Below are 22,191 nucleotides of genomic sequence, written 5' to 3' on the forward strand. Positions count from 1 at the left end.
CAGGTGAACCTCTCCTGGCTTCGGGGCCACCACATCGGATCCCGCGACGGCGAAGTGGATGATCACCGCCTGCTGGCGAGGCCTGCGCTGACACATCATCACCGGCGGGTCGACTTCGAGTTCACAGGAGCGCCCGACGCGGTCCCCGCCGATGCCGCCGCAGCGCTCGCCCGTGTCGTCCGCTGGTGGCTGGGCCATGCCGACCGACACGATGCTCGTGCGGCAACCGCTCGCATCGGGCTCACCGAGACAGAGCTCAGCGTCGCGGTGGTCGACCCCGAGTGCTCGCCGACGTGCCTATACGGCGTCGGTGAGGCGGATCTCGCCGCAGCGCGACCTCCGTCCGACCTCCTCGACGGACGGATGTCGCTGCTCCGAGCCGGAGACGGCGCCCTACGCCTCGAGTGGGCTCTCGACCCGGCGGCTCGACGACGTCACGAGTCGGCGACGTACCGACAAGACAGCCGACCGCCACGGTGACCTGCTCCTGTTGACGTCCCCTCGTACTCTGGGGTCAGGACCTCGGCGACGAGCCGGGTGGTGGGAGGATCAGCCGCAGATGCATGTCCTTGTCGCGGTCATGAAGTCGCGGGCCGCGCTGGTCGTCGGCACGATCGTCGCCCTCTCCGTCCCCCTCATCACGCTTCCTCGGCTGCCGCATGTCGACGCCTGGCCGTTGCTGCTCGGTCTGCTCCCGTGGGTCGTCGGGAAGTATCTGCTGTGTCCGCTTCGGTGGCGTGCCCTGACGCGGCCGGCGCGTCCGAGGTCCTGGCATCTGCGGGCGTACGCCGAGTCGGAGCTGCTCGGTCTGCTCACCCCCGGTCACGTCGGCGCCGACCTGTGGCGCATCGCACGGCTCACTCGCGCCGGCGCGGCTCGCGGCGACGCTGTCCTCAGCGTCGGCGCGGACCGTCTGGTCGGCGCCGTCGCGCTCGCGCTGTTCGTCGGGTTTGCCGGCGCGGCGCTGCCGACACGGATGCTGGTCGTCGCAGGCATCCTGGGTGTCGTCCTCGTCGGTGGTGTGCTCGTCCTCCGGCGCCTGCGACCGCACCTGTTCCCGACGCGCCCTTGGCCGCCGCCCAAGGACCTCCTCCACGGGCTGGTGCTCTCACTCGGCTACCAGCTCTCGATCGCCGGCCTCCTGCTCGGCGCCGTCGCCGCCACCGGTCACCACGTGGCGCCACTCGCGTTGCTGGGCGCCTTCGGCGCCAGCCAGCTGGCGGGAGCCGTGCCGGGTCCCAACGGTGCCAGTCCACGTGACGGCGCCCTGGTCGCGGCACTCGTCGCGCTCGGCATGCCCTGGACCGCCGCGCTGGCCGCCGTCTCGCTCAAGGCCGCCCTCGCGTGGCTCCCGGCGATCCTCTTGGGCGGCGCGAGCCTTCTCATGACGCGTCGTGCCATGCGGCGTGCCGACGAGGCGTCGCCCGCCTGACCGCGGACCGGACCCGAAGGGCTTTCCTCTGCCCCTCGGGACCTTCGCCTCCCGACATCCGCCGAGACCCGTCGCAGGATCGAGGTGATGACCAGATCCCACAGCGATGATGTCCAGCGCCCGGGGGCCACGCCGGCACTCTCCCCCGCCGCGTGGGCCGTGGCCTGCCGCCGACTCGCGGCCCGCACGCCGTGGGCCGCCCGCCAGGCGCTGGTCGCGACCGGGCTGGTCGCCATGTACTTCCTGGTGCGAGGGCGCACCGAGGGCGCCGCGACGACAGCCGTCGCCCACGCTCATCAGCTCGAGCGGGCCGAGCGCATCCTGGGCCTCGACGTCGAAGGAGCCCTGCAGTCGGCTGCCGCGCGCTCCGACCCGTTGATCGACGTGGCCAACTGGATCTACATCTGGGGTCATTGGCCGGTCATCGTGGGCACCCTCGTGTGGCTCGCCCTGCGGCACCGGGACCACTATCGGCGTCTACGCGACGCGATGGCGATCTCCGGCGCACTCGGCATGCTGGTCTTCGTGAGCTATCCCGTTGCTCCGCCTCGGCTGGTCGACGACGGCTTGGTCGACACGGTCACGGAGCGGTCGACGTCCTATCGCGTCCTGCAGCCGCCGTTCTTCGTCGACCGCTATGCGGCCATGCCCAGCCTCCATGTCGGGTGGGATCTGCTGGTGGGCATCGCGATCGCCACGACGGCGAGCGTGGTGGCGGTGCGGCTGGTCGGCTGGCTGCTGCCCCTGCTCATGACTCTCTCCGTCATCGTGACGGCGAACCACTACGTGCTCGACGTCGTGGTCGGTGTCGCCTTAGTCCTCGCCGGCCACGCGTGCGCCCTCTGGCTGGAACGTCGACGCCGTCGTCGGGCACCTCGGGCGGTCTCATGAGTGTCCTGGCCATCGCTCACCGTGCCGGCAACTCGCTGGCCGGTCTCCACGCCGCCAACGAGCTCGGGGCCGACGTCATCGAGTGCGACGTGCACGCCTATCGGGGCAATCTCGAGGTCCGCCATCTCAAGACGGCCGGTCCCTTGCCGTTCCTCTGGGACCGGTGGGAGCTCGTGGCCGCGTCGGCGCCGCGGCTCGGACTGGCCGAGCTTCTCGCCGCACACCGTCACGATGCCAGGTTCATGCTCGACATCAAGGGACGCAGCGTCCCGGCCGCCCGCGCGGTGGCGCGGATGCTGCACGAGGGAGGGCACCACCGGCCGGTCCTGGTGTGCAGCCGTCACTGGCCCTCGGTCGACGTGCTCGGGCAGCTGCCCTACGTGCAGCCCGTCCTCTCGGCCCGCAACCGCGTCGAGCTCGCCTCCCTCCTGCGCCGCCTCGAGCTGCGACCGGCGAGCGCGCACGGAGTCTCCGTGCACCGGTCGCTCCTGCAACCGGCGGTCATCGCCGCGCTGCGTGACCTCGTGCCGCTCGTCATGAGCTGGCCGGTGAACGACCTGGCGACCCTCGATCGTCTGAGCTCCAGCGGCGTGAACGGGATCATCTCCGACGAGGAGCCGGTGCTCGCGGCCGTCATCGCCGCCCGCAACGCTCCGCCCTGACGTCCGTGCCACGAGGGTCCGCGTCACGACGTCCGCGCGGCGGCCGCCGGTCGCTCCGCTCTCCCCAGCGCGAACGTCGAGGCGAGCGCGCCTGCCTCCTCGGCGGCCCGCGTCTCACGCTGGAGGAACGTCGACAGGTCGCCGATCGTGCTCATCAGCGGCGCGGGGAAGACCACGGTGGTGTTCTTGTCGACACCGATCTCCACCAGGCTCTGCAGGTTGCGCAGCTGGAGCGCCAACGGGTGGGCCATCATGGCGTCCGAGGCCTCGCCCAGGGCGGTCGCCGCCGCGGCCTCACCCTCGGCGGCGATGATCTTGGCGCGCTTCTCGCGCTCGGCCTCGGCTTCGCGAGCCATCGCGCGCTTCATGCTCTCGGGCAGCTGGATGTCCTTGAGCTCGACCAGCGTCACCACGACGCCCCACTCGGTCGTCGTGCGATCGAGGATCTCCCGGATGCTGACGTTGATGCTGTCGGTCTCCGCCAGCGCCTGGTCGAGAGTGTGCTGACCGACCACATTGCGAAGCGTCGTCTGGGCGATCTGGTTGATCGCGGTCTCGACGCTCTCGATGGCGACGACCGACTTCACGGCGTCGACGACGTGGAAGTAGGCGACACCCGCGACGTCGATGCTCACGTTGTCCTTCGTGATGATGCCCTGTGACTGGATCGGCATCGTCACCGTGCGCAGCGACACGTGTCGGAGGACGTCGACGAACGGGATGATGAGCCGCAGCCCCGGCTCACGGACGCCGTGCAGACGGCCCAGTCGGAACTGGACGCCCTTCTCGTACTGCTGCACGACCTTGACCGAGAGCGCCAGAAGCACCACGCCCACCGCTACCACGATCAGGACCACGAGCCAGGTCGACATCTCTCTCCTCGTTCCTTCCGACGACGGCAGACCCGCCGCCCTCTCACACTGGATCTCGGGGTCGACCGCGGGACAGAGCCAGACGTCCTCGTGCGAGGGACCTCACGCCCTCATCACGGGGCCTGACGTCCTCCTCAGGGCTATGACGTCACGTCGAGTGCGGCCCGCCCGTCCAGCCGATCCCGGCGAGCTGCAGCATGCGTGCGATGTCGGCCGCCGTCACGACGCCGACCGGACGGCCGTCCTCGACGACCACGATCGTCCCACTCTGCCAGTGCTGCGGTGTCACCAGCGCCGCGATGTCATCGTCCGGCTCGATCTGGGTGAGGCGGTCCGGCGGGACCGCGAGCTCTCGCAGCCTGACATCGGCGGCCCGGTCGGAAGGCAGCCGAGCGAGCGCCGGAGGCGACAGCAAGCCGGCGAATCGACCGTCGAGATCGACGAGCGGGTAGACGGGCTGCCGGGCCGCCTCCGGCGTGAGCGAGCCGATGAACGTCTCGACCGTCCACCATGCAGGTGCGACCACGGGTGTCGGCGTCATGGCGGCTCGAGCCTGCACCCCGTGCAGCCCCTCGCCCTGCCGGGCCCGCCGCTCACTCTCGGCACCCGCCAGGATGAACCAGCCGAGAAGGGCCGACCAGAGGCCGACGTAGGCGCCCATCACGAGCTCGATCAGTCCCACAGCGACCAGCACCTGCCCGACCCGGCGTCCTGCGTGCGCGGCCTGGGTCGCAGCCCGGCGACGGTCATGGGTCCTCGCCCACAGCGCCGCTCGGAGCAGCCGTCCCCCGTCCAGAGGTGCGCCCGGCAAGAGGTTGAACAGCCCTATCACGACATTCATGCCGGCGAGCCAGGCGAGGGTGGCGGCGGGGAGCCCGGTGCTTCGCGTGAGCCAGGCGGTGCCAGCCAACAGGGCGCCGGTCCCGAGGCTCGCGAGGGGACCCGCAGCAGCGATCGCCGCATCTGCCCGAGGTGTCGGCGGCTCCTCAGTGAGCTCGGTGAGCCCGCCCAGCATCCACACGGTCAGCTGCCTCACCTTGACGCCGTAGTGGCGCGCGACGAGTGCGTGCGCGACCTCGTGGACCAGGAGCGTGACCATGAGGACGACAGCGCCCACGACTCCGTCCAGCCAGTACGCCGAGGTCGAGGAACCCGGGTGGGAGGCAGGGAGGTCGAAGGCGGCGATCAGCGCGGTGAAGAGCCCGAGGGTGACGAGGACGGACCAGTGCGCGCGCACCGGGATCCCGAACCACGTGCCGAGAGAGAACGCGGACCCGAACGCCGTGCGTCCCGGCGGTGGAGCAGGGGTTCCCGCGGGCTCATGGTCGGCCCGCGGACGGTCGGTGGTGCTCAGCATCGCGCGCCTCCCCAGGACCCTCGGCTCGTCACGAGTCCGGCGACGGCGCAGCCACGCACCCAGCGTCGTCGCAGCCAAGGTCGCACGACCGCGTATCCTCCGAACAGACCGGACTGCGCGCTCATCGCTCACTCCGCTCTCTCGGCCGCCGGCCTGACGCGGTGCCGCATGGCACGGACCGTGTCGCTGAGCGCCTGCGCCGTCTGGACCCTCGTCGCCTCGGGCCACGCCTCGAACCTGGCCCGCATGGCCCTCGCCACCTCCACGTCGGCATCGGAGACGCCGGCCGGTCGGGTGGCGAGGCGAGACTCCGCCACGTCGTCCGAGACGGTGCACTGGAGCTGGACGAGGTCGCTCGACGTGCAGCTCGCAACCGCGGCAGCCTCGTCTCGGCGACCCTGTTGCGACCAGGTCGCGTCGAGGATGACGGTCTCACCCATCGCCAGCAGCCGGGCGGCGCGATCCAACAGCTCGCGGTAGGTGCGCTCGGTCCACGAGGGGGTGTAGATGCCCTCCTGGAACGCGGCGCCGCCGCGAGCAGTCGGCGTGATGCCCGCCAGCTCCTTGCGCAGCCGGTCGCTCGAGAGGTGCACGGCGCCCAGGTCGTCGGCGAGTGCGGCGGCCGCCGTGCTCTTGCCCGTCCCAGGCGCTCCGCCGACGAGCACGAGCGCGACCGCGCTCTCCCGAAGGTGATGGAGCGCCAGACACGTCAGCGTAGCCGCGTCCGAACGAGTCCGGTCGTCATCGGCTCGCAGGCAGGTGACCTTGGCACGCATGAACGCGCGGTAGGCGATGTAGTGGTTCAGGAGGGACACCGGCCCGGGGTCCCCGCTCAGCTCGAGGTAGTGCGCGCAGAAGGCCCGTGCCGCATCGGGCGCACCCAACCGCTCGAGATCCATCGCCAGACACGCCACGTCGTCGAGCCGGTCCAAGTGGCGCAGGGCGTCGTCGAAGTCGAGGCAGTCGAGGATGCGGGGCCCGTCGGGCAGGCAGAAGATGTCGTCGGCCAGCAGATCGCCGTGCCCGTCGACGACCGCGCCCCGAGCGATGCGGTCGGCGAAGAGCGCCTCCCTGCCGTCGAGGAACCGCCCGGAGAGGCGCTCCACCTCGTCGAAGGCACTCGCCCCCAGAAGCGTGCCGCGGAACCGGCGGGACTGACGGAGGTTGTCGCGCCAGCGGTGCGCCACCGCGTCGCGAGTGCCCTCGGCTGCGACAGCAGGTCCGGCATCGCATCGGGTGTGGAAGTCCGCGACCGAACGCGCGACCGCCCACAGGTCGGCGTCGCCCAGGAGTCCTGCCACGACCAGCCGCGCCAGCCGGCGCTCACTCGGCATGCGCCTCATCAGCACCAGGTGCTCCAGTGTTCGGCCCTGAGCGTCTCGGACCTCACCGACCCCCTGGTAGACGTCCGGCGCGAGACGTCGGTTGAGCTCGACCTCGCGCCGGCAGGACGCCTCACGACGCTCGGGCGTCGAGAAGTCGAGGAAGCCGAGGTCGACCGGCTTCTTCAGCTTCCATGCACGGTCGCCGACGAGCAGGACGACGGCCGAGTGCGTCTCACGCAGCTCGACGTACTGCTCGTCGGCCGGCCTCGGGCTCCGGCCGTGGTTGCTGGCGCCCATGGCCGAGTGCTCGTCAGCCTCGGCTGACGGCGACCTTCTCCGGCGGCTTCGCCGCCGGTGCCGGCGGGTTCGGCACGCGGACCTCCAGGATCCCGTCCTTGTAGGTCGCTCGGACCTGCTCCGCGGAGACCCCCTCGGGCAGCGCGAAGCTGCGCACGAAGCTCCCGTAGTGGAACTCGCTGTGATAGCCGTCCGGGCGCTCCTCCTCCGACCGCTCCTCACGCGAGGCGCTGAGCCGGAGGACACCGTCCTCGAACATGATCTCGATGTCCTTCTGGGGGTCCAGGCCCGGCAGCTCGGCGCGGACCACGATCTCGCCGTCCTCGACGAACTCCTCGGTCCGCATGAGGCGACCGCCGTTGTCGAAGATCCGCTCGAACGGCCCGTCCCCGGCCATCAGACCCCGGAGCCGGTCGTTGAGGAAGGCGTCGAAGAAGTCGCGGCCCCACAGACCCTCCAGGGTGCGCGGCGTGTGCTGCTCGCGCTTGATGATGCTCATTCGGTGACTCCTCTCTGCATCAGTGGTGCCTCCATGCTGCTGACCTGCGGCGCCCCGTCACAGGGCCGTTCGTCCCGCCTCCGGTGACCTTTGACCGATGGCACGCGACCTTGCCGAGCGCAGGCTGGTGGCCACCGCCGTCGAGGGAGGACGCCATGACCTCGCAGATCACCGACCCCGTTCCCGAGCCTGTCGGCCATCCGGTCGTCGTGACCGGCGCGCTCGAGCCGCACCTCAGTCGAGGGCTGTGGCTCGTCAAGTGGCTACTCGTCATCCCCCACGCCGTGATCCTGTTCTTCCTCTGGGTCGCGGCTGCGGTGCTGACCGTGGTCGCCTGGTTCGCGATCGTGTTCACGGGCCGCTACCCGCGGTCGATCTTCGACTTCAACGTCGGCGTGCTGCGGTGGTCGTGGCGCGTGTGGTTCTACGCCTACGGTGCGCTCGGCACCGACCGCTACCCGCCCTTCACCCTCGCCGACGACCCCGGCTACCCGGCCCGCCTCGACGTCGCCTACCCCGCCCGGCTCTCACGCGGGCTCGTCTTCGTGAAGTCATGGCTGCTGGCCATCCCTCACTACCTGGTCCTCGGCTTCTTCCTCGGAGCGGGCGTCGCCGCGTCGAGCGCGGACCGGCGCCCCGCATGGCCGTGGAACGTCGGCCTCGTCGGCGTTCTCGTGCTCATCGCCGCCGTGGTCCTCCTCTTCACCGCGCGGTATCCACAGCCCATCTTCGACTTCGTGCTCGGCATGGACCGATGGGCCGCTCGCGTGGGGGCCTACGTCCTCCTCATGACCGACGTCTACCCGCCCTTCAGGCTCGACCAAGGAGGCGAGGAGGCCCCGCGTCCACCGGCTCCCGGCTCCCCGCCCACTCCTGCGGCGGCCTCGGCGTCTGCTCCCGGGTCCGCTCCCGTGTCCACTTCCGGGCCGACGGGACCGCGGCGTTGGACGTCCCTGCGGATCGTCGGTCTCGCGGCGGGCAGCGTGCTGCTCGCGGTCGCGCTGGCCTCCGGGCTCGGTGGAGGCGCCCTGCTGTTCGCCCACCAGGCACTGCGCGACGACGACGGCTTCCTGATGACCGGCGGCGAGCGGTTCACGACCGCGTCCTACGCCATCACGACCCAGGACATCGACCTCAACACCGGCAGCCTCACGCATGCCTTCATCGGCGACGTGAAGCTGACCGCCCGCGACGCGAGCAAGCCGGTCTTCATCGGGATCGCGCCCACGCCGCAGGTGCGTGGCTACCTCGCCGGCGTCGCCCACGCTGTCGTCATCGACATCCGCAACGGCACGCCTCTCTACCGCGAGATCGGCGGCGGACCGATCAGCAGCGCACCGACGCAGTCGCTCTCGTGGTCGGCGTACGCGTCGGGCAGCGGCACGCAGACGCTCCGCTGGAACGCCGACGACGGTCATTGGACCGTGCTGCTCATGAACGCCGACGGATCACCGAACGTGTCGGCCGTCCTGTCCACCGGCGCGACGCTGCCGGCGCTCGGCTGGGGCGCGGCGACTCTGCTCGTGACCGCGGGCCTGCTGGCCATCGTCGGGCTCGTCCTCGTCCTCGTGTCGCTGCCGCGGGCTCCAGCCTCGCCTCCGGTGAGCACGCCCCCGGCAGCGGCACCGCCTGGCGTGGCGAGCACCACGCTCTGACCGGCGGAAGGAGAGCCGGCGATGGCGAAGGCGAGCGGCGCGACGTGTGCACCGTCGGGAGCCCTCTACGGGTTGGGCATCCTCGGCGCCTGGGTCTGGTTCTGGCAGCAGAGCGACGGGTTCTGGGGTCACGTCTGGGCGCTGGTCGAGGGGGTGCTGTGGCCCGCCTATCTGGTGTACCAGGCGTTCGCGGCGCTCTCGTGACGACGTGGCTGTGGCATGCGACCGCTTGGCACCTCCTTGACCTCTCGGCTCATGGCGCTCTCCGTGGGCCCATTCATCGGGCTTGGGCCGAACAGGACCTTCCTCTCGCCTGACCGGGACCTTCCGCACTCCCGTCCTGACCCACGGCCGAGAATCGTGGCGTGCATGAACGTCCAGCACGCTGCCTTCGCGACCGGCACCCACTATGTGAGCCTCGACGTCGGGGGCGCCCTCGATGCGCCCGTGTCGTGCCCGTCCTGTCACGACGAGACACTCGGACCGGTCGGCGACGGCCAAGCAATGGTCTTCGGTTGCCGACGCTGCGGTCGGCTCTGGCGGGCGGAGCTCGACATGCTGGTGGAGGTCGACCCGTCGTCGACGCATGCTCACGCGGCGAGGCACGACTGAGCTGAGGCCGCCATGTCGGACCCATGGCTGTTCACCGGAGCACCCGAGACGCGCGGCGGCACTGCCGTCACCTTGATGGAGGGCACGACGTTCTGCATCAGCGACCCGCACGGTGACGTGGGGACGCAGGCCGTCGACGGCCTCTTCGTGCGCGACACGCGAGTGCTGAGCGCGTGGCGACTCCGACTTGTCGACCGCCGGCTCGGCCAGCTCACCGTGGCCGTCGAGTCGGCACACGAGGCGACCTTCCACCTGCTCTCGACAAGCTCGCTCGATCACGGCACGTCCGTCGTGGTGAGCCGACGCCGGCAAGTCGGTGAGGGTCTGCGAGAGGACCTCACCATCCGCAACGGGGGTCCGCAGCCCGCGCACCTCGATCTCGTGCTCGAGGCGGACACGGACTTCGCCGACCTGGTCGAGGTGAAGGAGGGCCGAGTCCGACCGACGGTGACGACGTCGTCCGCGGTCGCCGGGACCCTCGCCCTGCATGCCCGTCGAGACGGTGAGGATTTCCAGGTCGCGATCAAGACCGATGGGCACGCCGACCCCCACGCGCGCGCGATCGCCTGGACGGTGGACGTGCCAGCCCGCGGGTCATGGAGGTCGAGCGTCCTGGTGCAGCCCGTCCTCCGGGGAAAGTCTCTCGAGACGCCCTTCCCCCGGGACTCGCCCCCGGAGCAGGCGACGCCCGCCGTTCGCCGCCGTCAGTTCCGCAGCAACGCTCCCGGACTCTGGACGGCGGACCGGCGGCTCGCCGACGCCCTCGGCCGGTCGATCGAGGACCTCGCGACCCTGCGGATCTTCGATCCGGATCGTCCCGAGCTGCCCGTGGTCGCGGCCGGCGCGCCGTGGTTCATGGCGCTGTTCGGCCGCGACTCCCTGCTGACGTCGATCATGCTCCTGCCGGTCGACGCGTCGCTGGCGCTGGGAACGGTGACGGCACTCGGTCTCCACCAGGGTGTCCGCGACGACGACCTCACCGAGGAGCAACCGGGCAGGATCCTCCACGAGCTCCGGTTCGGTCCGGCCGGCTCGCTGGCACTCGGGGGACGACCCGCCTACTACGGCAGTGCCGACGCCACTCCGCTCTTCGTGATGACCGTCGGCGAGCTCTTCCGCTGGTGCCCGTCGGCGGTGACGCCCGCGCTCCTCGACCAGGTCGACCGCGCCCTGGAGTGGATCGTGGGGGCGGGCGACGCTGACGGCGATGGCTTCGTGGAGTCCGAGAGCAGCAACGGCCGCGGGCTCGCCAACCAGGGCTGGAAGGACTCCTGGGACGGGGTGAACTTCGCGAACGGCACGATCGCGAGCCCTCCGATCGCACTCGCGGAGGTCCAGGCCTACGTGTACGGCGCCTTCGTGGCGCGGGCTGAGATCGCGGACGGCCTCGGTGACGTGCGCACGGCTGCGACGTGGCGCGATCGTGCCGCCCGCCTCTGGTCCGCCTTCGACGAGGCGTTCTGGCTGCCGGACCAGGAGTGGTACGCCGTCGGCCTGGACCGTGACAAGCGGCCGATCGACGCGCTCACGTCGAACATCGGCCACTGCCTGTGGACAGGCATCGCCGACCCACTGAAGGCCACCGTCGTGGCGCAGCATCTCTCCTCTCCCGAGATGTTCAGCGGCTGGGGCGTCCGCACGCTCGGCGTCTCGATGGGCGCCTACGACCCGCTGAGCTACCACAACGGCTCGGTGTGGCCGCACGACACGGCGATCTGCGTCGCCGGCCTGGCTCGCTACGGGCATGTCGAGGAGGCGCGCCGCCTCACTCTCGGGCTGCTTGACGCCTCGACGCACTTCGGGCACCGCCTGCCGGACCTCTTCGCCGGCTTCGCCCGCGAGGAGATGTCCGTGCCGGTGCCCTACCCTGCTGCGTGCTCACCTCGAGCATGGGCGGCCGCAGCGCCGATCGAGCTCGTGCGAGCGCTTCTGGCTCTTCAGCCCGACGGCGAGACACCGACCTGCCGCCCGGCGCTCCCTGAGCAGTTCCTGCCGTTCCGACTCACGAACATCGCCTACCGCGACCAGCACTACGACGTGGTCGTTGGCGCGTCGGGCTGGACGATCCGTCCGGCAAACAGACGGGGGTAGCCACGTGCCGTGGTCGCGCGCCTCTTCCTCAGGCCCGGCGTGGGTCTGGCCGCGTCAGGTCTCCGGATCACCACCCAGACCGTGGAAGCGGCACCCGCCACTCGACCGAGGTGCCGACTCCGGCGGCGGGCACGCCGAGGACCAGCTCCCCGGACCGTGACTCGGCACGCGTCTGCATGTTGCCCAGTCCGCTGGACCGGGTGATCTCGCCGAGCCCGCGGCCGTTGTCGCTGACGAGCACCCGAAGCTGGTGGCCGCGCGCCTCGACGAGGACGTCGATTGCCGTCGCGTCCGCGTGCTTGGCCACGTTCGAGAGCGCCTCGCGGACGACGGCGGTGACGTCGTTGAGGAGGTCGGCCGTCGTCAGAGAGTCGACCGGCCCGTCGAAGACGACGTGTGGCTCGAACCCGAGGGTGCTGCGGACCTCGCCGACGACGTCGAGGATCGCTCCACGCATCCCGCCCGGGGTCGGCCTGAGCTGGAAGATCGCGTTGCGGATCTGCTTGATCACATCGTCGAGGTCGTCGACGACCGCGTCGATCGCGTCCGCTGCATCGCCGGCCCGCATCGCCAGCGCCTGGAGACCGAGACCGGCCGCGAACAGCCGCTGGATGACGTGGTCGTGGAGGTCGCGGGCGATCCGGGCGCGATCCTCGAGCAGCTCGACGCGCATGTTGGCCGTTCGCGCGTCGGCCAGCTCCCACGCGACTGACGCCTGGTTCGCGAAGGTGGTCAGCATGTCCTCGTCGGAGGCCGTGAACGGCCGCTCATGCCTCATCCTCGCCACCCAGAGCACCCCGCGGGCGCCGCTGCCACCCATCAACGGCACGACCACGGCAGGACCCAGCGCGACCTTGTCGGCGAGGAACGCGCGGCGCGACCCGTGCGCGCGGGTGTCGCTCGCGTCCGACAACCGCATCGCCGCGCCCGTCTCGAGCACCAGCTCGGTGAACGTGTCCTTGAGGGGATAGATCGCCCCGGCCACCGACGGCGCCGACGCCCCGACCGCCACACGCACATGGATCGCCTCACCGTCATCCCCGACCTGGGCGACGGTAACGAGGTCGGCCTGAGCCAGCTGGTAGACGCTTTCGGCGATCACTTCGAGCGGCTCGGCCGTCGCATCGGCGAGCAGCCGCCGCGTCACCTCGGTCGAGGTGCTGAGCCAGTCCTGTCGCCGGCGTGCGTCGTCGAACAGGCGAGCATTCTCGATCGCGATGCCTGCCGTCGCCGCCAACGCGGTCACGAGCTGCTCGTCGTCGTCGCTGAACTCCTTGCCTTCACGACGAGTCAGGTAGAGGTTGCCGAACACGTCGCCGCGTACGCGCACGGGCACTCCGATGAAGGCCTGCATCGCCGGATGGTGGGCGGGGAATCCGGCCGACTGAGGGTGATCGCGCAGGTCGCGCAACCGGATCGGCTTCGGGTCGTCGATGAGCAGGCCGAGGAGGCCCTTGCCCTCGGGAAGGTGGCCGATGGCCTCGGCCGTCCCGGCATCGAGGCCTACATGGATGAACCGCTCCAGTCCCTGCCCCTCAGGACCGATCACGCCGAGCGCGGCGAAGTCCGCCTCGACGAGCTCGCATGCCGCTTGGGCGATACGGGTGAGCACGACCTCGATGTCGAGGTCGCCGACGATGCGGCGGTTGGCGCGCAACAGGCCACGGAGTCTGCTCTGCGAGGCCAGCACCTCCTGCGCGCGCTGGATCAGCGTGGCCAGGTTCTGGTCCAGCTCCAGCCCCGAGCGCTCGAGCGGGTCGTCCCCGCTCAGTGGGGACTCGCCCAGTGGCTCCTCCATGAGGAGACGGTATTCCGCTCGTCTCCACTGGTACAGGCCCAAGTCCCGTGCACGGGTGACGGATGCCTCCCGCCGCCGGGACTTGCGACCCTGTCCGCCCGGCATCTGCGAGCCGGAGGCTGGAGTCGACCCAGATGGCCCGAACGAGGAGCGTGCACCGTGGCCGAGACCGGCGAGGACCGACGCCAGGACGTGCTGCTGGTCGGCGTCGACGGCTCCTCCGCTGCGGACGCCGCGGTCCGCTACGCCTCGATCGAGGCAGACGGACTGGGTATCGGCGTGCGGCTTCTCCACGTCGTCCCACGGATCACGATGGCCGGCCTGGATGACAGCCCCCGGCTGCAGCGACGCCGCGAGCAGGTGCTCGGCAGTGCCGAGGAGCTGGCCCGGACCATCCTCTGCACCGACCGTGTGGAGAGGTCGTTCGTCGTCGGCGAGCGTGTGCCGACCTTGGTCGACGCGGCCAGGAGCGCTCGCATGATCGTGCTCGGGGCACCGTGGCACGGCCGCGTCGACCGACTCGTGACCGGCTCGGTCGTCGGCGGCGTCGCGTCCCGGGCGACGGTGCCGGTGGTCGCCGTGCCCGAGGACTGGATGACCGCCCGCGAGCGCGGGCGCATCGTCGTCGGCGTCAAGAGGCCCGATGATCCGGCGTCGCAACGCCTCGTCGCGCGCGCCGTCGAGATCGCGGCGGCTCGCAAGTGCCGCCTCACGGTCCTCCACGCCTGGGAGTTCCCCGTCGTCTACGACGAGATGATCGCCACCACGTATGAGGAGTCCGCGTGGAGCGACATCAAGCGCGGCTCCCTCGAGGAGCTCGTCAGCCGCGCACGAGGCTCACACCGGGAGGTAGGGGTCGACTACGTCGTCCGGCACGGGCAGGGCGCCCACGCTCTGGTGGACGCCTCACATGGGGCAGACCTCGTCGTGATCACACGCCGTCGGCACGGCCTCCCCTTCGGCTACCTCGGCGCACCCGGTCGTGCCGTGCTGCGGGAGAGCCGTTGCCCGGTCGAGGTCATCCCCCCTGCGGAGCTCGCATCCGGCGGGCCGCCGAACGCGCCCGACGAAGACTCTGATCTCACTCTGGAAGGACGGGAACATGACACACCGTGACTGGATCGCCGTCGGCGTCGACGGCAGTGAGGGAAGCAAGGCAGCCGTGCGCTGGGCCGCCCGTGAGGCCGAGCGGGCCGGCTCCCGCCTCTTCCTCGTGCACGCCTACATCGGCTACCACGCGATGGGCAGCTTCTACAGCTCCGCCTACCCGTTGACCCCGGTGGAGGAGCGCATGCTCCCGCAGAACATCCTCGAGGAGGCGGTCAAGGAGGCCGAGCGCATCCTGCCCCGCGACCGCATGGACACCTCAGCCCTGCGTGCGGATCCGCGCCGAGCACTGCTGCAAGCAGCTGCGGAGGCCGATCTGCTCGTCCTCGGTGACGAGCGGCACCCGGCCCTCTCGCGCCTGGTCACCTCCTCGGTCGTCGGCCCGATCGCCGCGCACTCCCCCGTGCCGGTCGTCGCCGTGCCGGCGAACTGGGAGGACGCGCCCGCGCACGGAGCGGTCATCGTCGGGATCAAGAACGACGACTCCTCCGCCGGCCTGATCCGGCACGCCTTCGAGCTCGCCGCCGCCCGGAAGGCACGGCTGACGCTGCTCCATGCCTGGGAGTTCCTGGCCCTCTACGACGACATCATCGCCCGGCACTCCGAGTTCCCGGACTGGGAGAAGCAGACGAGCGCCGACCTGACCGAGCGAGCCGACCGGGTCGCACGCGACTTCCCCGACGTCGCCTTCGAGGTCCGGCTCGTGCACGGCCAGCCCGCTCAGGTGCTGGTCGAGGCGTCCTCCGAGGCCGACCTCCTGGTCATCACGCGGCGGCCGCACGCCTTCCCGTTCGGTCACCTCGGCGGGACCGGTCGCGCCGTCCTGCGCGAGACGCGTTGCGCCACCGTGGTGCTGCCCCCGACGGCTGAGCGCCTCGAACTCCCCGTCGAGCAGGAGACCAGCGACCAGGCAGGCGACCGGCCAGTCTCCGCGGCGCAGGGCTGATCCCGGCCATGGCCGTGCCCGCACCCATCCTCACCTTCTACGGCGCCGCCGGCTCCGTCACGGGCAGCCGCTTCCTGGTGGAGCACGGCGGGCAGCGGGTGCTGGTCGACGCCGGCCTCTACCAGGGGGTCCGCGCGCTGAGGGCTCGCAACTGGGATCCGTTCCCGGTCGCGCCGAAGACGATCGACGCCGCCGTTCTCACGCACGCCCACCTCGACCACACCGGATACCTCCCGGTCCTCGTCCGTGACGGGTTCGTCGGGCCGGCCCTCTGCACGCCGGACACCGCCGCTCTCGCAGCGATCGTCCTGCGCGACAGTGCCCACCTCCAGGAGGAGGACGCTCGGTATGCGAACGACGGCGGCTGGTCGCGCCACAGCCCGGCGCTTCCGCTCTACACCGCCGCCGATGCCGAGGCGGCCATCCGGTCGCTGAGCCCGATCCCCTTCCGCGAGCCGCACGATCTCGGAGAGGGCACCCACGTGACCCTGATGCCCGCCGGACACATCCTCGGCTCGGCCGTGGCAGTGCTGGAGGTCGGCGGGGAGCGCGTGGTCTTCAGCGGCGACCTGGGGCGTGCCGGACACCCGCTGCTCGCTCCGCCGGCCCCGCCGCCCGCCGCGGCGACGCTCGTGCTGGAGTCGACGTACGGCGACCGCCGGCACCCTGAGCCCGATCCGCACCGGCTCGCCGACGCGATCCGCCGGACGGTGGAGCGTGGGGGCAGCGTGCTCATTCCCGCGTTCGCCGTCGATCGCACCGAGCTCGTCCTGCTCGAGCTGTTGAGGCTCGAGCAGGACGGCGCCATCCCGCGCGTCCCGGTGTTCGTCGACAGTCCCATGGCGCTCGCCACGCTCGCGATCTACCGACGAGCGCTCCACGAGTCGTCGCCCCAGCTGCGCGACGGACGCGCATCCCCTCTCGACGAGCTCGACCATCTCGACGTACGCCTGGTCAAGGACGCGGCCGGCTCAGAGCTCCTCAACCGGCCGAGGACGCCCTGCATCGTGATCTCCGCCTCTGGGATGGCCACGGGCGGGCGGGTCGTGCACCACCTCGAGCACCAGCTTCCCGACCGCCGCAACTGTGTGGTGCTGACCGGCTATCAGGCGCCCGGCACGCGTGGGCGTGACCTGGTCGAGGGGACGCGGCACCTGAAGATGCACGGGCGCTATGTGCCCGTGCACGCCGAGATCGTCGACATCCCCGACTTCTCGGTGCACGCCGACGCCGACGAGCTCGTCGCCTGGGTCGGATCGGCCCCGTCGCCTCCGCGAACGGTGTACGTCGTGCACGGCGAGCCGGCCAGCTCCGAGGCCCTGGCCCATCGCCTCGAGGACGAGCTCGGCGTGTGCGCGGTCGTGCCGCGGCTCTTCGAGCGGGTGCGCCTCGACTGAAGGCCTCACGGCTGGTAGGGCGGGCCTCACCGCTGGTGGAGGGCCGCCAGCTCTGCCGCCAGGGAGCGGCCCCATGAGGTGGCGCGCAGGATCTCACCCTCGAGGACGGGGCCCCGGGTGTGCTCGACGAAGAACCCCATGGGTTCGCCGACGACTCGGAAGCCTCGCTCCCGCGCGAGGTCTCCCATGGCGGTGGCTGCGGCGAGCGTGAGGCGCTCGAACAGCGCCAGCCGCGTGTCGAACGTCGCCACGACCAGTCCTTGTCGATCGGCCTCGAGGTGCGTGAGCCACTCCTGGAGGCCGATGGTCGCATGGCCGGGCGGGGCGCCGCGCCGCAGCGCCTCCTCCCGCGTGCCGGGCGAGCTCAGCGTGAAGCGGTGGGTCGGGGCGCCGACGACGAGCAGGTCGGCGTACACCGGCTCACCGACATCGAGCCCGCTCACGTCGCAGCAGGCGACGTCCGCGACCTCCTCCGCCAGCCCACGAGCAACCGCGTCGGCAATCGATGCGGTGTCGCCGAACATCGACTCGTAGACGACCACGGCCTGTCGGTCACCCATCGTGATCCCTCCCTCCGTCTCCCTCACCATCCTGCGCCGAGGCGCGCATCCGCGGCAGGTCGCATGGTCCGCCACCGATGGGACTTCCGACCCTCCACACCTGAGTCGCTCGACGCGAGGCTGACAGCATGACGACACGGACGCCAGCGGTGCCGGACCTTCTCGCCCACACGTCCGCGCCACGGGTCGGACGGCGCATCGTGGGCGGCTTCTTCGTGTGGACCGGAGGCATCCACGTCGGCATCCTCGCCGCCGACCCGTCCACCTACCGGCACTTCGCCGACCAGGCACTGCTCGGGTTCGTCTCCCGCGGCTGGTCCGACGTCTTCATGGCGCAGCCACGCCTGTGGGCGCTCGCGCTGGCCATCGCCGAGACGGCTGCGGGTGTGCTCCTGCTGACCCGCGGTCGCGCGGTGGCAGTGGGATGGTGCGCCGTGATCGTCTTCCACGCCCTGCTTCTGCTCTTCGGCTTCGGCTTCTGGCTGTGGGCGGTCCCGGCCATCGTGGTCCTGAGCACGCTCGCCTGGGCCGACCGCGCCGAGTGGCGCCGCGCGGGCACCCGTGCCGGTCGACATGCCACCGCCGTCTCGGCGCCGAGGCAGATGCACGCGTGAGAGCCTGGCGCACCGTCGGCGACGGCCGGCTCGAGCTCGGCCACCTCGCCCTGCCGGAGCCGGCGGACGGCGAGCTGCTGGTCCGGGTCGAGGCCTGTGGCGTCTGCCGCACCGACCTGCATGTCATCGCCGGCGAGCTCCCTCGCCATCGCTCGCCCGTGGTCCCGGGCCATGAAATCGTCGGCGAGGTCGTCGGCACGCTCGGCCACACAGGCCGCATCGACGTCGGCGACCGTGTCGGGGTGCCATGGCTGCGCGCGACGTGCGGGACCTGCCGCTGGTGCCGCTCAGGTGCGGAGAACCTGTGCCGCACCTCCCGATACACCGGGTGGGACGCCGACGGCGGCTATGCGGAGTATGCCGTCGCCCCCGCGGCGTACGTCTATCCCGTGCCGGCCTCGCTCGACGCCGTCCATGTCGCGCCGCTCCTCTGCGCCGGCATCATCGGCTACCGAGCTCTCAAACGTGCCGCCGTCCCGCCAGGGGGCCTGCTCGGTCTCTACGGCTTCGGTGCGAGCGCACACCTGACGGCGCAGCTGGCACTCGCCTTCGGCGCCGAGGTGCACGTGGTCACGCGGGGTGAGGAGGCGCGGCTTCTGGCTCGTGAGCTCGGGGCGTCGACCGCGGTGTCGCCCGGTGGATCCGTGCCGCCGCTCGACGCCGCCATCGTCTTCGCGCCTGCCGGCGACGTGGTCGCCGAGGCGCTGGCTGCCGTGGGCCCGCATGGCACCGTGGCGGTCGCCGGGATCCACGTGTCGCAGATCCCGCCGCTCGACTACGCGACCCAGCTCTTCGACGAGCGCACGTTGACCAGCGTCACGTCCAACACGCGCACCGACGGCGCCGAGCTCATGAGGCTCGCGGGCCGGCTCGGGCTGCGCCCCAGTGTGGCCTGCTACCCGCTCAGCCGGGCCGACGTCGCCGTCAGCGACCTGGCGGCAGACCGAGTCCGGGGCGTTGCGGTCCTCGAGACCGAACGACCTTGAACACCCACAGCAAGCGACAGGAGAGGTGATAACCATGTATGCAACAGTTGGCGACCGACTCATCGTCATGGGCGTCCACGAGGGCGTTCCCGCTCGCGACGGCGAGATTCTCGAGGTACGGCACGCGGACGGCAGCCCGCCCTACGTCGTGCGCTGGTCAGACAACGGTCACGAGAGCCTGGTCTTCCCGGGCCCCGATGCCCATGTCCAGCACTTCGAGCACGAGGCCTGAGGGATCAGACCACACTCACGTGGGCGGCGGGGTCGACCGCGTCGCCCACCAGCGCCGCGCCGCATCGGGGGCAGTGCTCGCGCGAGCAGTCGTCGAGGTCCTGGCCGCACCCGCACAGCGTCGGTCGCCGCGTCGACGGGTGGAGGGAGAGCCACAGGTAACGATCGGTGGTCATGGCCAGGATCCCTCCTCGAGTCCGACTCCGCTGCTGCTGCGCCGATGTCTCCATCCTGCTCAGCTCCACCGACCACAGGCAGAGCAGCTCGTCGCATCCGGGACGGACCTTGGGCACCTCGGGCACCGCACCTTGGCCCGGACCTTCGGCCCTCTGCCCGCCGAGCGACGGCCGCCGGCGTCTCAGCCGGCGTCTCAGCCGGCGTCTCAGCCGGCGTCTCAGCCGGCGTCTCAGCCGGCGTCTCAGCCGGCGTCTCAGCCGGCGTCTCAGCCGGCGGGCATCGCCGCCGGGTGGCGACGGCCGAGGTGGGCCTCGAGGTCGAGGACCGCACGGGTCGTGCGGATGACGCTGTCCGGGTTGAGGCTGATGGAGTCGATGCCGATCCGGACGAGGAACTCTGCCATGTCGGGGTGGTCGGACGGCGCCTGCCCGCAGAGGCCGGAGTGGCGACGGTTGCGTCGTGCGCCCTCCACCGCGAGCTCGATCATCCTCTTGACGCCCGGATCCCGCTCGTCGTAGTCGAAGGCGACCACCTCGCTGTCGCGGTCGACCCCCAGGGTGAGCTGCGTGAGGTCGTTGGACCCGATCGAGAAGCCGTCGAAGCGCTGTGCGAACTCGTCGATGAGGATGACGTTGTTCGGGATCTCGCACATCGCGTAGACCTCGAGGCCTGCCCGGCCGCGTTCGAGGCCCATCTCGGCCATCCGACCGAGGACGAGGTCGGCCTCGGCCAGTCGTCGGACGAAGGGCAGCATGACGACGACGTTGACCAGGCCCATCTCCTCGCGGACGCGGCGGATCGCACGGCACTCGAGCGCGAAGCCCTCCTCGTAGGCCGGATGGGCGTAGCGCGACGCTCCGCGGAACCCGAGCATCGGGTTCTCCTCGTGGGGCTCGAAGTCGGCGCCGCCCAGGAGGCTGGCGTACTCGTTGGTCTTGAAGTCCGACATCCTGACGACGACCGGCTTGGGCCAGAAGGCAGCGGCGATGGTGCCGATCCCCTCCGACAGTCGCTCAACGACATACGCTCCCCCGTCGGCATAGCCCCGCAGCAGCTCCCGGACCCCCGCTCGGACGCGCTCGTCGCCGATGCGCTCGGGGTGGAGCGCCGCCATGGGATGAACCCGGATGGACTCGCTGATGATGAACTCCATGCGCGCGAGCCCGACTCCGTCGTTGGGCAGGAAGGAGGTGGCGAACGCGATGTCGGGGTTGCCCAGGTTGAGCATGATGCGCGTGTGCGGTCGGGGTAGGTCGTCGACGCGGTGCTCCTCCACGTGGAAGGCACCGGGTCCTCGGAAGACGCGACCGGTGTCGCCGCCGGCGCACGAGACCACGACATCCTCTCCGTCGCGGAGCACGGTCGTCGCCTCACCGGTGCCGACGACGGCCGGGATCCCGAGCTCGCGGGCCACGATCGCGGCATGGCAGGTGCGCCCGCCGCGGTCGGTCACGATGGCGGCGGCCAGCTTCATCACCGGCTCCCAGTCGGGGGTCGTCGTGTCGGCCACGAGCACGTCCCCGGGCTGCACCTCGGCGAGCTGGGCGAGGCTCGACACGACCCGGGCCACTCCCACCCCGATGCGATCGCCGACGGCACGACCGGTGATGAGCAGGTCGCCGTGGCGGTCGAGCACATGGCTCGTCAAAACCGCTCCGGACCGCTGGGACACGACGGTCTCGGGTCGGGCCTGGACAATGTAGAGCAGTCCGTCCACTCCGTCGCGCGCCCACTCGATGTCCATGGGCCGGCCGTAGTGCCTCTCGATCGCCAGGGCTGAGCCCGCGAGCTCCAGCACGTCGGCGTCCGACAGGCTGAAGCGGGTCCGGTCACCGACGGGGGTCGCCTCGGTGAGCGTCGTCGTCATCGCCGACGCCCCGTCACCCAGCACCATCCGGACCGACTTGTCCCCGAGCCGGCGGCGCAGCACCGCCCGATGCCCCTCCTCATAGGTCGGCTTGTGGACGCAGAACTCGTCGGGGTCGACCGAGCCCTGCACGATGAGCTCGCCGAGCCCGTAGGACGAGGTGATCAGAACGACGTCGCGGAAGCCCGACTCGGTGTCGAGCGTGAAGATGACCCCTGAGGAGGCGAGGTCCGAGCGCACCATCTTCATCACGCCGACCGACAGCGCGACCTCGAGCTGTCCGAAGCCCTGCGTGGCGCGGTAGTGCACTCCACGATCGGTGAACACGCTCGCGAAACAGCGGAGGACCGCGTCGACGAGCTGCTCCTCGCCGCTGACGTTGAGCACCGTCTCGTGCTGGCCTGCGAAGCTCGCGGTCGGCAGATCCTCGGCGGTGGCCGAGCTGCGGACGGCGACGGCGACGCCTGTGCCGTACTCCTCCTCGAGAGCACGGTAGGCCTCGCGCACCGCCTCCTCCAGGTCGGCGGGGAGCCCCGCCGCATAGACGAGGTGGCGCGCCGCCCCCGCGCGGCGCGCCAGGTCGGCAGGGTCGCCGGGTCGCAGGCCAGCGAACAGGTCACCCAGCGGCTCGCGAAGGTCCGCGCTGTCGAGGAGGTGCCAGTAGGCCTCGGCGGTGATGGCGAAGCCGTTGGGGATCCGCACACCCAAACCGCCGAGCCGTTGGTACATCTCCCCCAGCGAGGCGTTCTTGCCCCCCACCGCCGCGACGTCGGCGATGCCGATCTGCGCGAAGCCACTGATGAACCCCATCGTCT

General features: G+C 71.0%; 22 protein-coding genes. 14 read left to right on the forward strand and 8 right to left on the reverse strand.

What is annotated here, in order from left to right:
* Positions 1-3: 3 nt before the first annotated feature.
* From ACYQ1K_RS20670 to ACYQ1K_RS20685, 4 genes are all read left to right on the forward strand, one after another.
* On the forward strand, positions 4-480 hold the full coding sequence (locus ACYQ1K_RS20670) for a hypothetical protein (RefSeq protein WP_459985150.1): 477 nt from the start codon (positions 4-6) through the stop codon (positions 478-480).
* Between the two features lie 79 nt (positions 481-559).
* Positions 560-1,432, forward strand: coding sequence for a lysylphosphatidylglycerol synthase domain-containing protein (locus ACYQ1K_RS20675; RefSeq protein WP_459985151.1), 873 nt, complete (start codon positions 560-562; stop codon positions 1,430-1,432).
* A gap of 87 nt (positions 1,433-1,519) precedes the next feature.
* Positions 1,520-2,323 (forward strand): phosphatase PAP2 family protein, encoded by an 804-nt coding sequence (locus ACYQ1K_RS20680; RefSeq protein WP_459985152.1) that lies wholly within the window; start codon positions 1,520-1,522, stop codon positions 2,321-2,323.
* Complete coding sequence (locus ACYQ1K_RS20685; protein WP_459985153.1) at positions 2,320-2,985, forward strand: glycerophosphodiester phosphodiesterase; 666 nt, start codon at positions 2,320-2,322, stop codon at positions 2,983-2,985. Before ACYQ1K_RS20680 ends, ACYQ1K_RS20685 begins: the two co-directional genes overlap by 4 nt.
* A 23-nt stretch (positions 2,986-3,008) precedes the next feature.
* On the opposite strand, the gene ACYQ1K_RS20690 is transcribed toward ACYQ1K_RS20685, so the two are convergent.
* From ACYQ1K_RS20690 to ACYQ1K_RS20705, 4 genes are all read right to left on the reverse strand, one after another.
* Positions 3,009-3,857 (reverse strand): slipin family protein, encoded by an 849-nt coding sequence (locus ACYQ1K_RS20690; RefSeq protein WP_459985154.1) that lies wholly within the window; start codon positions 3,855-3,857, stop codon positions 3,009-3,011.
* A gap of 148 nt (positions 3,858-4,005) precedes the next feature.
* Positions 4,006-5,214, reverse strand: coding sequence for a site-2 protease family protein (locus tag ACYQ1K_RS20695; protein ID WP_459985155.1), 1,209 nt, complete (start codon positions 5,212-5,214; stop codon positions 4,006-4,008).
* Between the two features lie 128 nt (positions 5,215-5,342).
* The gene (locus ACYQ1K_RS20700; RefSeq protein ID WP_459985156.1) at positions 5,343-6,836 is read right to left on the reverse strand and encodes a bifunctional aminoglycoside phosphotransferase/ATP-binding protein; all 1,494 of its coding nucleotides are present in this window, start codon (positions 6,834-6,836) and stop codon (positions 5,343-5,345) included.
* Positions 6,837-6,849: 13 nt separating this feature from the next.
* Positions 6,850-7,335 (reverse strand): Hsp20/alpha crystallin family protein, encoded by a 486-nt coding sequence (locus ACYQ1K_RS20705; RefSeq protein WP_459985157.1) that lies wholly within the window; start codon positions 7,333-7,335, stop codon positions 6,850-6,852.
* Between the two features lie 155 nt (positions 7,336-7,490).
* Between ACYQ1K_RS20705 and ACYQ1K_RS20710 the strand changes: the two genes are divergently transcribed.
* From ACYQ1K_RS20710 to ACYQ1K_RS20725, 4 genes are all read left to right on the forward strand, one after another.
* A complete protein-coding gene (locus ACYQ1K_RS20710) occupies positions 7,491-8,990 on the forward strand; it encodes a DUF4389 domain-containing protein (protein WP_459985158.1) in 1,500 nt (499 codons plus the stop codon).
* Between the two features lie 21 nt (positions 8,991-9,011).
* Positions 9,012-9,194 (forward strand): hypothetical protein, encoded by a 183-nt coding sequence (locus ACYQ1K_RS20715; protein ID WP_459985159.1) that lies wholly within the window; start codon positions 9,012-9,014, stop codon positions 9,192-9,194.
* A gap of 165 nt (positions 9,195-9,359) precedes the next feature.
* Positions 9,360-9,602, forward strand: coding sequence for a hypothetical protein (locus ACYQ1K_RS20720; protein WP_459985160.1), 243 nt, complete (start codon positions 9,360-9,362; stop codon positions 9,600-9,602).
* Between the two features lie 12 nt (positions 9,603-9,614).
* Positions 9,615-11,693, forward strand: a complete 2,079-nt coding sequence (locus ACYQ1K_RS20725; protein ID WP_459985161.1) for an amylo-alpha-1,6-glucosidase — start codon at positions 9,615-9,617, stop codon at positions 11,691-11,693.
* 67 nt (positions 11,694-11,760) lie between these two features.
* On the opposite strand, the gene ACYQ1K_RS20730 is transcribed toward ACYQ1K_RS20725, so the two are convergent.
* Positions 11,761-13,491: a sensor histidine kinase gene (locus ACYQ1K_RS20730; protein ID WP_459985162.1), complete on the reverse strand. Its 1,731-nt coding sequence runs from the start codon at positions 13,489-13,491 to the stop codon at positions 11,761-11,763.
* A 159-nt stretch (positions 13,492-13,650) separates the two neighbouring features.
* On the opposite strand from ACYQ1K_RS20730, the gene ACYQ1K_RS20735 reads away from it, so the two are divergent.
* From ACYQ1K_RS20735 to ACYQ1K_RS20745, 3 genes are read left to right on the forward strand one after another with little or no spacing between them, the layout of a single operon-like run.
* On the forward strand, positions 13,651-14,607 hold the full coding sequence (locus ACYQ1K_RS20735) for a universal stress protein (RefSeq protein WP_459985163.1): 957 nt from the start codon (positions 13,651-13,653) through the stop codon (positions 14,605-14,607).
* On the forward strand, positions 14,594-15,544 hold the full coding sequence (locus ACYQ1K_RS20740) for a universal stress protein (RefSeq protein WP_459985164.1): 951 nt from the start codon (positions 14,594-14,596) through the stop codon (positions 15,542-15,544). The genes ACYQ1K_RS20735 and ACYQ1K_RS20740 overlap by 14 nt, the downstream gene beginning before the upstream one ends.
* A gap of 8 nt (positions 15,545-15,552) precedes the next feature.
* Positions 15,553-16,941 (forward strand): MBL fold metallo-hydrolase, encoded by a 1,389-nt coding sequence (locus ACYQ1K_RS20745; protein ID WP_459985165.1) that lies wholly within the window; start codon positions 15,553-15,555, stop codon positions 16,939-16,941.
* Positions 16,942-16,967: 26 nt separating this feature from the next.
* On the opposite strand, the gene ACYQ1K_RS20750 is transcribed toward ACYQ1K_RS20745, so the two are convergent.
* On the reverse strand, positions 16,968-17,501 hold the full coding sequence (locus tag ACYQ1K_RS20750; protein ID WP_459985166.1) for a flavodoxin family protein: 534 nt from the start codon (positions 17,499-17,501) through the stop codon (positions 16,968-16,970).
* A 128-nt stretch (positions 17,502-17,629) separates the two neighbouring features.
* On the opposite strand from ACYQ1K_RS20750, the gene ACYQ1K_RS20755 reads away from it, so the two are divergent.
* From ACYQ1K_RS20755 to ACYQ1K_RS20765, 3 genes are read left to right on the forward strand one after another with little or no spacing between them, the layout of a single operon-like run.
* Complete coding sequence (locus ACYQ1K_RS20755; protein ID WP_459985167.1) at positions 17,630-18,115, forward strand: hypothetical protein; 486 nt, start codon at positions 17,630-17,632, stop codon at positions 18,113-18,115.
* A complete protein-coding gene (locus tag ACYQ1K_RS20760) occupies positions 18,112-19,101 on the forward strand; it encodes a zinc-binding alcohol dehydrogenase family protein (protein WP_459985168.1) in 990 nt (329 codons plus the stop codon). The genes ACYQ1K_RS20755 and ACYQ1K_RS20760 overlap by 4 nt, the downstream gene beginning before the upstream one ends.
* Before the next feature lie 34 nt (positions 19,102-19,135).
* Positions 19,136-19,333, forward strand: coding sequence for a DUF1918 domain-containing protein (locus ACYQ1K_RS20765; protein WP_459985169.1), 198 nt, complete (start codon positions 19,136-19,138; stop codon positions 19,331-19,333).
* Positions 19,334-19,337: 4 nt separating this feature from the next.
* Here the strand turns inward: ACYQ1K_RS20765 and ACYQ1K_RS20770 are convergent, their stop codons facing one another.
* Both ACYQ1K_RS20770 and ppsA read right to left on the reverse strand, forming a co-directional pair.
* Positions 19,338-19,508 carry a hypothetical protein gene (locus ACYQ1K_RS20770; RefSeq protein WP_459985170.1) on the reverse strand — a complete coding sequence of 57 codons (171 nt, stop codon included), beginning with the start codon at positions 19,506-19,508 and terminating at the stop codon, positions 19,338-19,340.
* Between the two features lie 266 nt (positions 19,509-19,774).
* Positions 19,775-22,186, reverse strand: coding sequence for a phosphoenolpyruvate synthase (gene ppsA, locus ACYQ1K_RS20775; RefSeq protein ID WP_459985171.1), 2,412 nt, complete (start codon positions 22,184-22,186; stop codon positions 19,775-19,777).
* Between the last annotated feature and the right edge of the window lie 5 nt (positions 22,187-22,191).

The sequence above is a fragment of the Nocardioides sp. AN3 genome, from assembly GCF_054653495.1.

Bases quoted from the DNA above. Each gene is read 5' to 3' on its own strand.
- ACYQ1K_RS20675 (WP_459985151.1), top strand. From the start codon at position 560: ATGCATGTCCTTGTCGCGGTCATGAAGTCGCGGGCCGCGCTGGTCGTC.
- ACYQ1K_RS20680 (WP_459985152.1), top strand. From the start codon at position 1,520: ATGACCAGATCCCACAGCGATGATGTCCAGCGCCCGGGGGCCACGCCG.
- ACYQ1K_RS20685 (WP_459985153.1), top strand. From the start codon at position 2,320: ATGAGTGTCCTGGCCATCGCTCACCGTGCCGGCAACTCGCTGGCCGGT.
- ACYQ1K_RS20690 (WP_459985154.1), bottom strand. From the start codon at position 3,857: ATGTCGACCTGGCTCGTGGTCCTGATCGTGGTAGCGGTGGGCGTGGTG.
- ACYQ1K_RS20695 (WP_459985155.1), bottom strand. From the start codon at position 5,214: ATGCTGAGCACCACCGACCGTCCGCGGGCCGACCATGAGCCCGCGGGA.
- ACYQ1K_RS20700 (WP_459985156.1), bottom strand. From the start codon at position 6,836: ATGGGCGCCAGCAACCACGGCCGGAGCCCGAGGCCGGCCGACGAGCAG.
- ACYQ1K_RS20705 (WP_459985157.1), bottom strand. From the start codon at position 7,335: ATGAGCATCATCAAGCGCGAGCAGCACACGCCGCGCACCCTGGAGGGT.
- ACYQ1K_RS20710 (WP_459985158.1), top strand. From the start codon at position 7,491: ATGACCTCGCAGATCACCGACCCCGTTCCCGAGCCTGTCGGCCATCCG.
- ACYQ1K_RS20715 (WP_459985159.1), top strand. From the start codon at position 9,012: ATGGCGAAGGCGAGCGGCGCGACGTGTGCACCGTCGGGAGCCCTCTAC.
- ACYQ1K_RS20720 (WP_459985160.1), top strand. From the start codon at position 9,360: ATGAACGTCCAGCACGCTGCCTTCGCGACCGGCACCCACTATGTGAGC.
- ACYQ1K_RS20725 (WP_459985161.1), top strand. From the start codon at position 9,615: ATGTCGGACCCATGGCTGTTCACCGGAGCACCCGAGACGCGCGGCGGC.
- ACYQ1K_RS20730 (WP_459985162.1), bottom strand. From the start codon at position 13,491: ATGGAGGAGCCACTGGGCGAGTCCCCACTGAGCGGGGACGACCCGCTC.
- ACYQ1K_RS20740 (WP_459985164.1), top strand. From the start codon at position 14,594: ATGACACACCGTGACTGGATCGCCGTCGGCGTCGACGGCAGTGAGGGA.
- ACYQ1K_RS20745 (WP_459985165.1), top strand. From the start codon at position 15,553: ATGGCCGTGCCCGCACCCATCCTCACCTTCTACGGCGCCGCCGGCTCC.
- ACYQ1K_RS20750 (WP_459985166.1), bottom strand. From the start codon at position 17,501: ATGGGTGACCGACAGGCCGTGGTCGTCTACGAGTCGATGTTCGGCGAC.
- ACYQ1K_RS20755 (WP_459985167.1), top strand. From the start codon at position 17,630: ATGACGACACGGACGCCAGCGGTGCCGGACCTTCTCGCCCACACGTCC.
- ACYQ1K_RS20765 (WP_459985169.1), top strand. From the start codon at position 19,136: ATGTATGCAACAGTTGGCGACCGACTCATCGTCATGGGCGTCCACGAG.
- ACYQ1K_RS20770 (WP_459985170.1), bottom strand. From the start codon at position 19,508: ATGACCACCGATCGTTACCTGTGGCTCTCCCTCCACCCGTCGACGCGG.
- ppsA (WP_459985171.1), bottom strand. From the start codon at position 22,186: ATGGGGTTCATCAGTGGCTTCGCGCAGATCGGCATCGCCGACGTCGCG.